This is a genomic window from Ferrovibrio sp., assembly GCF_965278975.1.
In the GTDB taxonomy this organism is placed as follows: Bacteria; Pseudomonadota; Alphaproteobacteria; order Ferrovibrionales; family Ferrovibrionaceae; genus Ferrovibrio.
Window position 1 is genome coordinate 3,486,342 of record NZ_OZ257126.1, and the last position, 12,465, is coordinate 3,498,806.

General features: G+C 61.0%; 17 protein-coding genes. 7 read left to right on the top strand and 10 right to left on the bottom strand.

From position 1 onward, the window contains the following. Nucleotides 1–94 precede the first annotated feature (94 nt). The 6 genes from ACQY7X_RS16450 to ACQY7X_RS16475 all read left to right on the top strand — a co-directional run bounded on the left by ACQY7X_RS16450 (nt 95) and on the right by ACQY7X_RS16475 (nt 3,892). Nucleotides 95–844 (top strand): SDR family oxidoreductase, encoded by a 750-nt coding sequence (locus tag ACQY7X_RS16450; RefSeq protein WP_428246500.1) that lies wholly within the window; start codon nt 95–97, stop codon nt 842–844. A gap of 25 nt (nt 845–869) precedes the next feature. After that, the gene (locus tag ACQY7X_RS16455) at nt 870–1,718 is read left to right on the top strand and encodes a fumarylacetoacetate hydrolase family protein (RefSeq protein ID WP_428246501.1); all 849 of its coding nucleotides are present in this window, start codon (nt 870–872) and stop codon (nt 1,716–1,718) included. 46 nt (nt 1,719–1,764) lie between these two features. Beyond that, nucleotides 1,765–2,055, top strand: coding sequence for a type II toxin-antitoxin system RelE/ParE family toxin (locus tag ACQY7X_RS16460; RefSeq protein WP_428246502.1), 291 nt, complete (start codon nt 1,765–1,767; stop codon nt 2,053–2,055). Between the two features lie 8 nt (nt 2,056–2,063). Continuing rightward, nucleotides 2,064–2,363 carry an addiction module antidote protein gene (locus ACQY7X_RS16465; RefSeq protein ID WP_428246503.1) on the top strand — a complete coding sequence of 100 codons (300 nt, stop codon included), beginning with the start codon at nt 2,064–2,066 and terminating at the stop codon, nt 2,361–2,363. Between the two features lie 8 nt (nt 2,364–2,371). Continuing rightward, a complete protein-coding gene (locus ACQY7X_RS16470) occupies nt 2,372–3,319 on the top strand; it encodes a DUF4238 domain-containing protein (protein ID WP_428246504.1) in 948 nt (315 codons plus the stop codon). Between the two features lie 66 nt (nt 3,320–3,385). Continuing rightward, nucleotides 3,386–3,892 carry a DUF1993 domain-containing protein gene (locus ACQY7X_RS16475; RefSeq protein WP_428246505.1) on the top strand — a complete coding sequence of 169 codons (507 nt, stop codon included), beginning with the start codon at nt 3,386–3,388 and terminating at the stop codon, nt 3,890–3,892. Between the two features lie 2 nt (nt 3,893–3,894). Here ACQY7X_RS16475 and ACQY7X_RS16480 read toward each other — a convergent pair whose 3' ends face one another. From ACQY7X_RS16480 to ACQY7X_RS16525, 10 genes are all read right to left on the bottom strand, one after another. Next, nucleotides 3,895–4,311, bottom strand: a complete 417-nt coding sequence (locus ACQY7X_RS16480; protein ID WP_428246506.1) for a GNAT family acetyltransferase — start codon at nt 4,309–4,311, stop codon at nt 3,895–3,897. Nucleotides 4,312–4,316: 5 nt separating this feature from the next. Then, nucleotides 4,317–5,156, bottom strand: coding sequence for a histidine utilization repressor (gene hutC, locus ACQY7X_RS16485; RefSeq protein WP_428246507.1), 840 nt, complete (start codon nt 5,154–5,156; stop codon nt 4,317–4,319). A gap of 11 nt (nt 5,157–5,167) precedes the next feature. Beyond that, a complete protein-coding gene (locus ACQY7X_RS16490; protein ID WP_428246508.1) occupies nt 5,168–5,950 on the bottom strand; it encodes an ABC transporter ATP-binding protein in 783 nt (260 codons plus the stop codon). After that, nucleotides 5,947–6,723 (bottom strand): ABC transporter permease, encoded by a 777-nt coding sequence (locus tag ACQY7X_RS16495; protein ID WP_428246509.1) that lies wholly within the window; start codon nt 6,721–6,723, stop codon nt 5,947–5,949. Before ACQY7X_RS16495 ends, ACQY7X_RS16490 begins: the two co-directional genes overlap by 4 nt. Nucleotides 6,724–6,784: 61 nt before the next feature. After that, a complete protein-coding gene (locus ACQY7X_RS16500) occupies nt 6,785–7,750 on the bottom strand; it encodes an ABC transporter substrate-binding protein (protein ID WP_428246510.1) in 966 nt (321 codons plus the stop codon). Between the two features lie 69 nt (nt 7,751–7,819). After that, nucleotides 7,820–8,626: a phytanoyl-CoA dioxygenase family protein gene (locus ACQY7X_RS16505; RefSeq protein WP_428246511.1), complete on the bottom strand. Its 807-nt coding sequence runs from the start codon at nt 8,624–8,626 to the stop codon at nt 7,820–7,822. Between the two features lie 547 nt (nt 8,627–9,173). Then, nucleotides 9,174–9,539 carry an SET domain-containing protein gene (locus ACQY7X_RS16510; RefSeq protein WP_428246512.1) on the bottom strand — a complete coding sequence of 122 codons (366 nt, stop codon included), beginning with the start codon at nt 9,537–9,539 and terminating at the stop codon, nt 9,174–9,176. Nucleotides 9,540–9,646: 107 nt separating this feature from the next. Then, the gene (locus ACQY7X_RS16515; RefSeq protein ID WP_428246513.1) at nt 9,647–10,504 is read right to left on the bottom strand and encodes a dienelactone hydrolase family protein; all 858 of its coding nucleotides are present in this window, start codon (nt 10,502–10,504) and stop codon (nt 9,647–9,649) included. 143 nt (nt 10,505–10,647) lie between these two features. After that, on the bottom strand, nt 10,648–10,815 hold the full coding sequence (locus ACQY7X_RS16520; RefSeq protein WP_428246514.1) for a hypothetical protein: 168 nt from the start codon (nt 10,813–10,815) through the stop codon (nt 10,648–10,650). 36 nt (nt 10,816–10,851) lie between these two features. After that, nucleotides 10,852–11,538 (bottom strand): hypothetical protein, encoded by a 687-nt coding sequence (locus ACQY7X_RS16525; protein ID WP_428246515.1) that lies wholly within the window; start codon nt 11,536–11,538, stop codon nt 10,852–10,854. Nucleotides 11,539–11,799: 261 nt separating this feature from the next. Here ACQY7X_RS16525 and ACQY7X_RS16530 point away from each other — a divergent pair, with 261 nt between their 5' ends. Beyond that, a complete protein-coding gene (locus ACQY7X_RS16530; RefSeq protein WP_428246516.1) occupies nt 11,800–12,462 on the top strand; it encodes a tetratricopeptide repeat protein in 663 nt (220 codons plus the stop codon). The last annotated feature ends 3 nt before the right edge of the window (nt 12,463–12,465 follow it).

Genomic DNA, 12,465 nt, shown 5'->3' on the forward strand with positions numbered 1-12,465 from the left:
GAGTTTGCCCAACTGATATATCAGATGGGAGAGAATGTGTCTGCTCTGGTTGGAAAGTCGAGCGGGCCACGGGTTATCAAAAGGAGAAGCGTATATGCGGTTGCAGGGCAAGACGGCGGTGATCACCGCCGCGGCGCAGGGTATCGGGCGGGCTACCGCCATTGCTTTTGTCAATGAAGGCGCCAAGGTGATCGCCACCGATGTGAATGCTGACAAGCTGAGCGAATTGCGCAGCTTGCCCGGCATCCATACCGAGAAACTCGACATGCTGGACCCTGAGGCGATCAAGGCTTTCGGTGCCAAGGTTGGGGCAGTGGATATCCTGTTCAACTGCGCCGGTTTCGTGCATCACGGCAATATCCTCGATTGCACCGAGGAGCAGTGGGATTTCGCGATGAATCTCAATGTGCGCTCGATGTACCGCCTGACCAAGGCCTTGCTGCCGGCGATGCTGGAAAGCGGCAAGGGCGCGTCGATCGTCAATATCGCGTCTGGCGCTTCCTCGGTGAAAGCGGCGGGCAACCGTTTCGTCTATGGCACCAGCAAGGCGGCGGTGATCGGCCTGACCAAGGCCATTGCGCTGGACTTCATCCGCCAGGGCATCCGCTGCAATGCCATCTGTCCTGGCACCATCCAGTCGCCGTCGCTCGATGACCGCATCGCTTCGCTCGGCCAGAGCATGGGCAGCGTGGAGAAAGCCCGCGAGGCTTTCGTGGCCCGCCAGCCCCTGGGCCGGCTGGGTACGGCTGAGGAAATCGCCGCGCTGGCGGTCTATCTTGCTTCCGACGAGGCTTCCTTCACCACCGGCGCCATCCACATGATCGATGGCGGCTGGTCGCTGTAAGATTTCAACAACGGAGATTGAGTAGATGAAACTGTTGCGTTATGGCCCGCTGGGCCAGGAAAAGCCGGGCATCCTCGACGCCCAGGGCGCGATCCGCGATCTTTCCGGCGTGGTCGGCGATATCAATGGCGCCACCTTGCAGCCCGATGCGCTGGCCAAGCTGCGCGGCGTGGATGTGAACGCGCTGCCGAAGGTGGCGGGCAATCCGCGCATCGGCGCCTGCGTCAATGGCGTCGGCAAGTTCATCTGCATCGGTCTCAACTATTCCGACCATGCCGCCGAGACCGGAGCCACCGTGCCACCGGAGCCGATCATCTTCATGAAGGCGACTTCGGCCATCATGGGACCGGATGATGATCTGATCATTCCGAAGAACTCACTCAAGACCGACTGGGAAGTCGAACTCGGCGTGGTGATCGGCAAGGTGGCACGCTATGTCAGCGAAGCCGATGCGATGAGCCATGTCGCCGGCTATTGCACCATCAACGACGTGTCCGAGCGCGCCTTCCAGATCGAGCGTCATGGCCAGTGGACCAAGGGCAAGAGCTGCGACACTTTCGGCCCTATCGGCCCCTGGCTGGTGACTGCCGACGAGGTGGCGGATCCGCAGAACCTCGCCATGTTCTGCGATGTGAACGGCCATCGCTTCCAGAACGGCTCGACCAAGACCATGGTCTATGGCGTGCGCTACCTGATCAGCTATCTCAGCCAGTTCATGAGCCTGCAGCCGGGCGATGTGATCTCCACCGGCACGCCGCCGGGCGTCGGCATGGGCCAGAAGCCGCCGCTTTATCTCAAGGCAGGCGACAAGGTGCATCTCGGCATCGCCGGCCTGGGCGAGCAGCGCCAGAACGTGAAGGCTTACGTTGGTTAGCGAGATTTGCAGTTGCCCTACTGTATCTTATAGGATACAGTAGGGCATGATCGAAATCCGCGAAACTGTCATGTTCGTCGCATGGCTGAGCGGATTACGGGATCGCGAGGCGCGTGCCCGCATCCAGGTTCGTATTAGGCGACTGAGCCTGGGCCTTGCCGGCGATGCCAGGCCGGTTGGCGAGGGCGTAAGCGAGTTGCGCATTGACCATGGCCCAGGCTATCGGGTGTATTTCTTGCGGCGTGGCGAAGCGTTGATCATCCTGCTTTGCGGCGGCGATAAGCGGCGGCAGCAGCGCGATATCGAGCAGGCAATCGTCATGGCCAGAGAGTTTTAGGAGATGTCATGGCTGGCAGGAAGACCGCGACCCGGCGCTACGACGCGGCGAAGTATCTCGCGACCGAGGCGGATCAGCAGGCCTATCTGGATGCAGCCTTTGCCGATGGCGAGCCGCGCCTGATCGCTGCCGCGCTTGGCGATATTGCAAAGGCCAGGGGCATGACCCAAGTGGCGCGTGCCGCCGGGCTTGGCCGTGAAAGTCTATACAAGGCGCTTTCGCCCGATGGCAGCCCAGAATTTGCCACTATCCTGAAGGTGACGCAGGCATTGGGTTTTCGCTTACAGCCGGTGCAGGTAGTGGAATAAAGCAGCATATGCCTCGGGATCATTATATATCGCAAGTTCATTTGAAAAATTTTTACTCGCCAGCCCTTGTGCGGCGAATGTACGCAATAAGAAAAAGTGACCTGTTGAAATTTCAGTGTAAATCTGAAGATGTATGCCGAATTGAAGGGGGGAGCACTAACCTGTACCTCGATAACAATCGCGTAATCGAGGAGTATTTGAAATTTATCGAACCAAAATATAACACCGCAATTGAATCTCTAAGAGAGGGTTGTCCAAACAGAGATGCTATCCATGTGGTAGCAGGATTTATAGCTTATATTATGACATGCTCGCCAACTGGCATGAGGTTGCATATCAACCCTCTCAAGAAGCAATTGGAAACTACACTGATTCGACTTGCGGAAAGTGACCGGCTGCCATCATTGCCATCTGCCTTTGAAGGAAAATCAATTCGAGAACTACTAGACGGTAATGTTTTGAGATTTGATGTTGATGAAAAATATCCTCAAGCAATCGGAATAATGAACATCATTAAAATAGTATCTATGTTCGGAAATTTTAGTTGGGAGGTTTTGATAAATAATTTGGAAGATAGCCCGTTTTTTACAAGCGATTTCCCAATCGCCAGTGAAGCATCTGGTGATTCTGATATTATAAATAGAATCGTTCCATTGGCTCCAAATCTGGCGGTTCGGATAATTCCCAATTTAAAAATTGAAAAAAAGAATGTGGATTTAAAATTTTCCAACTTTCGATACAAAGTGAAGAAGGTTGAATCGGACGAGATTATAAAAATTAATAAGCTAATTGTTAGAAGTGCAGAAAATACGATTTTTTACAGTTGCGATTTTCCATGGATTGAGAAATTTATAGCTAAAAATCGTTTCTATAAACTGGAGGCAATTACCCAAACGATTCCTGTGTATGAGGGTGGCTTGTTGTTGACGCGACAGAGAATTGTCAAAACTAACTAATAGTCACGATTGACCATTGATATTTCAAGCCCTATCTCCGCCGCAGCATAAGCAGCGGAGGAAACCATGTCGCTTTCCATGTACCAGGCCTCGGTACCGGTCTATCTGCGCGGCCTCGACCGCCTGGATTATTTTCTCACCAAAGCTGAGGAATTTGCTGCCGCCAGCAATATCCCGCTTGCCGAACTGGCGGAGGCGAAGCTGGCGCCGGACATGTATTCGCTGATCCGTCAGGTGCAGTCGGTGAGCGATGCAGCCAAGGCTGGCGGTGCCAGGCTGGCCGGTCTCACGCCGCCGAGTATGGCGGATACCGAGACCAGCTTCCCGGAATTGCATGAGCGCATCGCCAAGACCGTGGCGTTCTTGAAAAGCCTGGATCCGAAGGCGTTCGAGGATGCTGCCGAGCGCGATATCGTGCTGAAGACACCGCGCCGCGAACTGCATTTCAAGGGCGTGAATTTCCTGTTCGGCTTCTCGCTGCCGAACTTCTATTTCCATGTCACTACCGCCTACGGCATCCTGCGCCATAAGGGCGTGCCGCTCGGCAAGATGGATTTCCTGGGAGCGCAGTAGGGCTATTGCCCGTCGAGGCGCCGCGAGAAGATGATACGTGGCTCCTCGATATAGCCCAGCCGTTCGTAGAAGGCGCATACGCGCTCGTTCTCGGGCCGCACCATCAGCATCAGCTTCGGCACGCCACGCGCCCGCGCCCAATCCTCGGCGGCCTGCATCAGCTTGCGGCCCAAACCGCCGCGCTGCTGCGCCGGGCTGGCCGCCAGGTAATAGACCCAGGCGCGGTGGCCGTCATGGCCCACCATGGCGCTGCCGATCACGGCGCCATCCAGTTCAGCCACCAGCAGGGTCGCTTCGGCCGAGCCGACGCAGAAATCGATATCCTGGCCGGGATCGTTCCACGGCCGGGTGAGGCCGCATTCCTGCCACAGCGCAATGACCGCGGCGCGGTCGGCCTCTTGATACGGGCGGATAAGCATGAGGATCAGCCGAAAGTCTGATTGCCGTTGACCGGGAAGCGGCAGCCGAGCCGGTAGCGCGAGGAGGGATGCAGGCAGCGCACCATGGTGACGGGCGTATTGCGGTTCCAGGTGCGCCGGGTCAGCAGCAGGCAGGGCTCATCCGCCGGCATAGCCAGCCGCTCGGCCTGTTCATGGCTCGGCAGCACCGCATCCACCACATGCTCGATCTGATCATAGGGCACATGGCGCACCAGATACTCGCCGGGCGGCATGGCGGCGAAATCCTGTTGCAGGAATTCGGGTGCCATCGCCGGGCTGACATAGCGGTCTTCAAGCTGCACCGGGATGCCGTTCTCCAGATGCAGGCAGACGGCATGGAACACGGAAGCACCGGCCCGCAGATCAAGCCAGGCAGCAATATCCGGCGGTGCCGCCACGCGCTCGGCCAACTGCACCTCGCAGCGGTAGTCATGGCCGCGCTGGCGGATCTCGGCGGCGATATTGGCGATCTGCAACAGCGTCGATTGCGGCTTGTCTTCGGCCACGAAGCTGCCGACGCCGACCACGCGCACGACGCGGCCCTGTTCCGCCAGTTCGCGCAGGGCGCGGTTCACGGTCATGCGCGCGGCGCCGAACTGCACCACCAGATCCTGCTCCGAAGGCATGCGATGACCGGGCGGCCAGGAACCATCCAGAATCTTACGCCGGATATGCTCCTTGATCTGTTCATACAGCGCCAGTGCCGGGCCGCCATTGCTTGCCGCCACGCGCAAGGGCGCCGCCTTGGCCGCGGGCTTCGCTGCCGGCTTGCGCGGCGTGGCGGAGCGGGAGCGGCTTTGCAGGGCTTTGGCTTTGGCGGGCATGGCGGTTCGGATCAATGCGCGGCGGCCAGAGCCTCGGCACGGATTTCCTCCGTGAGACGGGCCTTGAGCTGCATGAATTCCGGTGTGGTTTTCACCGTGTAGTGGCGCGGATGCGGCAGATCGACATTGGCTTCGCTCTTGATCCGGCCGGGGCGGGCGGAGAACACCACCACGCGGCTGGCCATGAAGATTGCCTCGTCGATGTCATGCGTGACGAACAACACGGTCTTCTGCGCTTGTTCCCAGATGCCGAGTAGCAATTCCTGCATCAGCACGCGGGTCTGGTTGTCGAGCGCGCCAAAGGGCTCATCAAGCAGCAGGATCTTCGGGTCGTTGGCGAGCGCACGGGCAATGGCGACGCGCTGCTGCATGCCGCCGGAAAGCTGCTTCGGGAAATGATTCTCGAAGCCGCGCAATCCCACCTGGGCGATGAAGCGGCCGGCGATTTCCAGTTGCTGCTTTTCCGGCATGCCCTTTTCGCGCAGGCCGAAGCAGATATTCTGCTGCACGGTGAGCCAGGGAAACAGCGTGTAGCTCTGGAATACCACGCCCCGGTCGGCGCCGGGGCCGCTGATCGGCTCGCCATCCAGCAGGATCTGGCCCGTGGTCGGCGTTTCCAGGCCGGCCACCAGGCGCAGCAGGGTGGATTTGCCACAGCCCGAAGGGCCGAGCACGGTGATGAAGTCGTTGTCGCCGACCTCCAGGTCTACCGGCAGCAGCGCCTGGGTCGGCGGCGCGTTGCGCTTCACGCCGGGGAATACCTTGCTCACATTCTTGATCGACAGCCGGCTCACCGCAGCAGACTCCACGAAAACAGGTGCTGGTTCACCTTCTTGAACACAAGGTCGGTCACCAGGCCGACCAGGCCGATCACTACGATGCCGGCAATGATGTTGTCGGTTGCCATCAGCGCCTGGCTGTCGGTGATCATGTGGCCGATGCCGGAAGAGGCGCCGATCAGTTCGGCAACGATGATGTAGGTCCAGCCCAGGCCGAGCACCTGGCGTAGCGCCTCGGCGATTTCGGGGGCGGCACCGGGCAGCAGCACGCGGCGGATCACGCCAGTATCCTTGCAGCCGAGCGTGTAGGCGGCTTCCACCAGATCGCGCCGCGTGCCGGCGACGATCATGGTGATCATCAGGGTAAGCTGGAAGAAGCAGCCGAGGAAGATCACGGTGAGCTTCTGCGCCTCGCCGATGCCGACCCACAGGATAAGCAGTGGGATGAAGGCGGAGGCAGGCAGGTAGCGGGCAAACGAGACGAAGGGTTCGAAGAACGCCTCCACCGGCTTGTAGGCGCCCATGCTGATGCCGAGCGGCACGGCGATGACGGCGGCGATCAGGAAGCCACCGACCACGCGCCAGATCGTCATGCCGACATCGTGGGCGAATTTCTGGTCAGAGAAGAGGAAGATACCGGTCTTCAAGGTCTGCCAGGGCGAAGCAAGGAAATGCTTCGGCACCGAACCGGACCAGGTAAGCAGGGCCCACAGCCCGACAAAACCGACAAAGAAGGCAATGCCAAGAATGGTGCGGCTTTCGCGCGACACCGGAACGAGCAGCTTCATACAGACCTGCCAGGCATGCGTTGGATCATCGGTTTCACTCGGGCTGTGGGCATTATCGTGCTTAGTTCAGGAAGCTGGTGTCGAACAGGCTGTCCATATTGGCCGGCATGGTCTTGATCACGCCGATCTCCAGCAGCAGGGCCGCGGCTTCCTTGTTGAAGGCCTGGATTTCGCCGTTGAAGAACTTCTTGTTCGCCTCGCGGTCAGCCCACTTGATCATGGACTGCGACTTCTCGAACTGCTCGGCGGTCTGCTTCACGTCGGCGCCCATGATGGTGAAGGCCTTGGTCTTTTCCTTGGCGATCATATCCAGTGCCTGGAAGTAGCTTTCCACCAGGCCTTTCACGGCCTTCGGGTTCTCCTTGATGAACTTCGGGGTGCAGCCGAAGCTGTCGAACACCATCGGATACTGCAAGCTGTCGGCAATCAGCTTGCCCGATTCCGGCTTGTCGCGAACCAGGCTGAGATACGGCTCATAGGTCACTGCCGCATCCAGGCTGCCGGTGCCGGCAACGAAGGCATTGGCGGCCGGCGCCGGCTCCAGCGTGACCAGGTTCACGTCGCTGAGCTTGAGGCCGTTCTTCTTCAGGATCCAGGCCAGCGTGAAATGCGGGTTGGTGCCCGGCGCCGAAGCGGCAACGGTCTTGCCCTTCAGGTCGGAAACCTTGGTGATGGAGTTGCGGGCGACGATGCCGTCCGAACCCATGCCCTGGTCCATCTTGAACAGCTGGGTGGTGGCGATGCCGTTGGTGTTCCACACGATCCAGGTTTCCACCGTGGTGGCGGCGCACTGGATGTCGCCCGAAGCGAGCGCCAGGTGGCGGTCCTTCTGCGGGATCTTGCGGATCGTCACGTCAAGGCCGTTCTTCTTGTAGATTTCGGCTTCCTTGGCCAGCGTGATCGGGGCAAAGCCGGTCCAGCCGGAAATGCCGATCCCAACCTTGGTATCCTGCGCCTGCGCCAGCGAGGCGGTGAGGGCAAAAGCGGTGCCGATCAGGGCGCCGAGGGTCTTGGTGGATCGCAACATCGAGATCTCCGTATCGGTGGTTAGGTGGAAACAAAAACGCCCCGGCCGAATGACCGGGGCAGGGCGGACTTAACGTACTGAAGCAGAATTATAGACGACTGGGAAGATCGGTGCGTCGAACGGATCGCCATTCGCCATGGTGAGGCCGGTGAAGGGCGGCGAGCCCTTGCCGGCGCGCTCGGCATAGACCGCGTCGTCGCCCACCCAGCGGGCGGAAAAGACGCGGCGCATGCGGGGCGAGTTATTGGCCGGTGCGCCATGCACGGTGCGGAAATTGAAAGCGATGGCATCGCCGGGCTGCATGTCCCAGCCGGCGATATCCAGTTCCTGGCGCTTCGCCTCGATATCCGGCATCACCTCGAAATCGTCATTCTCATAGAGCCGCGTGCCGTTGAAGCGCATCGGGCGGAAATCCTTGCCCCAGCGATGCGAACCACGCACACATTCCATCACCACGTCGCGCGGCACCGGATCGAGTGGAATCCAGAAGCTGACGCTCTGCTTGCCTTCGACGCAGTAATAGGGCTGGTCCTGGTGCCACGGCGTCACCGTGCTGCCGCCCGGCTGCTTCACCAGCACATGATCATGGAAGAAGCGCGCGGTCTTTGAGCCCATCAGCGCGGCGGCGAGCTTTGCGGCGCCGGAGTGGAGTACGAAATCCTGGAATTGGGGGATGCGCTGCCAGTTGCAGAGATCCTGGAAGAACGGCGCCGTGCCGTCTTCCGGCTTCACCGTGCGCTCCAGCGGACTCGGATCAGCCATCAGCGCGGCAATGCCGGCCTGCAGCGGCGCGATCCAGTCGTGGAATACGTTCCGCACGACAACCACGCCATCCTGCTGGAAACTGGCGATATCCTGCTCGCTTACGCCACTCATTTGCCCCCCACTTATCTGCTAGCCGACAAAAATTGGTCTATACAGGTATGTGTAGGATAGCGGGTAGCACAAAGCGTGCCAAGCTATGATCTGCGGTGAACTGGGATTTTTGAGCTAAGCCTCGGGGGCGGCGGTGGAATCTGCGCCACTCTGCCCAGGAATTATGCGCCCGGGAATAATACGCCTGGCCCCAGAGGTGATGGGGAGGGCGCTCGCGGCGCGGCAGGGGGTGAGACTGCCGACGCCGCTCGCCTTCGACGGCATGGCCAAGGCCATGCCGTCGTCGTTAAAATTTGGGGTCGTTCAAAATCGGTTACGGACGCGAACCAGACGTGATGCTGGCGAAGGCCAGGGTCACCGCGAACAGCGCGAAAGATGCAATGGCGCCGCAGAGAAAGAAGGTTTCGAAGGTGGTCATGGTCCGCATCCTCAACAACACTGACTGGCTGATGGATGCGAGGTTATGCTGCCGAGCGGCAGGCAACATTGACTCAGATCAAGTGACAGCCATCTTCGCGGTGCGCCACTTGTGCCTTCGGCATCGCTGCTAATCGAGCGTGAATTCGCAGAACTCACCGTAGTCGCAGGTGATCTCCTCGCCCTTGGCAATAGTGCGGCGGGCAAAGGTCTGCGGCGTGGTGTTGTCGGTGTTCGGATCGGTGGCGTGATTGATGAAGCGGGTATTGTCCAGGCTTACCACCCAGCCGCCCGGAATCTGCGGCGTGATATAGCCATAGCGTTCGACGAAGGCGCGCGCCGGCGGCGGCAATTGCGCGAACACGTCTTCCGGGATCACGCGGTCGAAGGCCGGCTCGAAGCGCCAGATCAGCGTACCAGCAGGAATCGCCTCGGCGGCAAACAGGCCAACACCCTCGATCGGGCTGGCGGAAGTGTAGGTCGGAACGAGCAGCATGGAATCGGCCCCGGTGCGTATGAACTGCGAGTTTAGCACGGGCGGCAAAAGAAAACGGCGGCCCGGATAAGCCGGGCCGCCGTTCGTTCAAGCCTTATCTGCGAAGATCAGCCGAGGCCGTTGCGCACGAACCAGGCATGCATCTTGGCCCAGCCATCTTCCGCCTGCGCCTTGCGGTAGGTGGCGCGGTAATCGGCATGGAAGGCGTGCGGCGTGTCCGGGTAGATCATGAAGTCGAAGGTCTTGCCGGCGGTGCGGAGCGCGGCGCGCATCTGCTCGACGGTGTCGTTCGGGATACCCTGATCGGCGCCGCCATAGAGGCCCAGCACCGGCGCCTTGATCGCGGCGGCAAGGTCCACCGGATTGCGCGGCTGGCGTTCGTTCGGCTGGCCGACGACACGGCCATACCAGGCAACGCCGACCGTGAGGTTCGGGTTATGCGCGGCATAGAGCCAGGTGATGCGGCCGCCCCAGCAGAAGCCGGTGATGCCGAGCTTGGTCTGATGGCCGCCATTCTTCTTGGCCCAGGCGGCCATGGCATCGAGATCGGCCATCACCTGCGCGTCCGGCACCTGGCCGGCCACGGCAACGGCAGCCTGCATCTCGGTCACCTTGCTCATATCGGCCTGGCGGGCATAGAGGTCCGGCGCGATGGCGAGATAGCCGAGCTTGGCGAGGCGGCGGCACACATCCTTGATATGCTCATGCACACCGAAGATTTCCTGGATCACCAGCACGGTGGGGAACGGGCCATCCTTGGCCGGCATGGCGCGGTAGGCCGACATCTGGCCGCCCGGCACCGGCACCTTCACTTCGCCGGCGGTGAGGCCGGTGGTGTCGGTGGTGATCACGCTCTGCGCCACCACGGGGGCGGCAGCGAGCGAGAAGCCGGTGATCAGGCCGGTGGCGACAAAGCCGCGCCGCGAGAAATCCACCTTCGGCGCCAGGCTCAGCAATTCATTCATGGATGTGTCCCTCTCTGTGTGATGGCCGCGCCGTGTTGTGTGGATTCTGCTTCGGCGTGCGGGCCGGGCGTACTTTAGCGCCAGCCCCCACCTGAGCGTCAATCGCGCGATGGATTGCTCCCAGTAACGTGACTGGAGCAGTCTTACTGGAGCAGTTGGATGGTCAGGCCGACGATGGCGAAGATCGCCAGCCAGCCGGCGATGTAGACCAGGATGCGGCGGCTCTTCCAGGGCAGGCGCAAGGCGGCCGGCAGGATAAGCAGGGCCGCCATCAGCAGGCCCAGCAACTGGGCCCAGGATTGCCAGGACATCGGCTGGTCTCCGGCCCGTAAAAGAGAAGTAAGGAGTTAGTCTTTCTGGCTGATGCGCTGGGCGTCAGCGCCTTGCAGGCAGCGGCGGTAGAGGCGGTCGGCCTCCGGCTCCTGGCGGCTCAGATAGCGGATATCCATGGAACTGACCACGCGATAGGAAACGGCATCGTCGTCAGTGGTCGGCTTGTTCTCGGCCGGGATGCTGCGCACCAGCGACAGGCTCTGGTCGCTGCCGCGGCGCAATTCCACCTTGTACGGGCCGCCATCGATACGCTCGCTGGCGCAGACGGCGCCCAGCGCACGGTCGAAATTCTTCACCCGGCCATAGCGCGGATCGGGCAGGAATTCCGGCCCCATGCCTTCGGTCTTCACGCCGACCGGGCGGTATTTGTGGATTTCGGTGGTGGCGGTGAGGATACGGCCGAACGGGAAGAAGATTTCCACGTTGTCGTCCAGCTTGGCATGTTCGCCCATCTTGCCGTTGATGATCGGCAGTTCGACGATGCGGTGGCCGGGAATACGCGAGGCGTCTTCGTTCAGCAGCAGCATGGCGCGGTCGCCGCGTTCGCGGGCGCGTTCCTGCTCGAAGGGAATCGGGGCGGTCGGGTGTCGCGGACCCTTCTGCGCCAGGGCGGGAACGGCTGCCAGAATCGCACCGGATACGGTGAAAACGGCACCAGCCAGGAAGGCGCTCCGAAGCGTCTTGGCGATCACTGCCCGCATGCCGTCTGCTCCCCCGAAAAGGATATATGCAACGTCTTGGCCACCCCTATGGCGGCATCAAAACCGACGCGAGCATAGACAGGTTTTTTTTCTTTGCCAAGAGTCCATGTATTATCAAAGCGTTACCAAGGAATCCGGTTCCGCGCCGGGCTTTGCCAAGGGGCCGCGTTGCCGCTATGGTACGCGCCGCTTGCCCGTGCTGCGCGTGGCAAGGGCTGAAAACGGCGATTTGCGCCGTAGTTTGTGCTGAGGAGCTGGGCGTTGGCCGAGAAAGATACCTTTATCCAGGAAGTGGACGAGGAATACCGCCGCGACCAGATGGCGCGGCATTGGCAGCGTTACCGGGTGCCGATGATTGCCGCCTTGGTCCTGCTGCTGGCAGGCGTGGCCGGCTACCAGATCTGGCAGCATTACCGTGTCGAGAGGGCCGAGGCCGCCGCCCGGGCCTTCGTCACCGCCCAGTCACTGGGCCAGGAGGGCAAGCATGCCGAGGCCGCCCAGGCTTTCGCCGGCATCGCCGCCTCGGGCGCCGATGGCTATGGCCTGCTCGCCGCTTTCCAGCAGGCCGGCCAACTGGTCCGCGCCAAGGACATCACCGGCGCTATCGCCGCCTATGATGTCATTGCCGGCAATTCCGCCTACACCGCCGACTTCCGCGACCTGGCGCGCTACTACGCGGCGCTGAACGGCTTCGATGCCCTGAGCGTGGAGGACCTGCGCCGCCGGCTTGGCGGTATTCCGGCCACCAGCCCCTGGGTTTCCAATGTGCGCGAGTTGCTGGCGCTGACCGAACTGAAGGCCGGCGACCGTAACCAGGCCCGCAAGCTGCTCACCGAACTGGCCGACGATCCGAACGCCTCGCCGGGCGCACGCGGTCGCGCCAGCGAATTGCTCGCCGCCCTTGGCGGCCCGCTCAATCCGTGATGA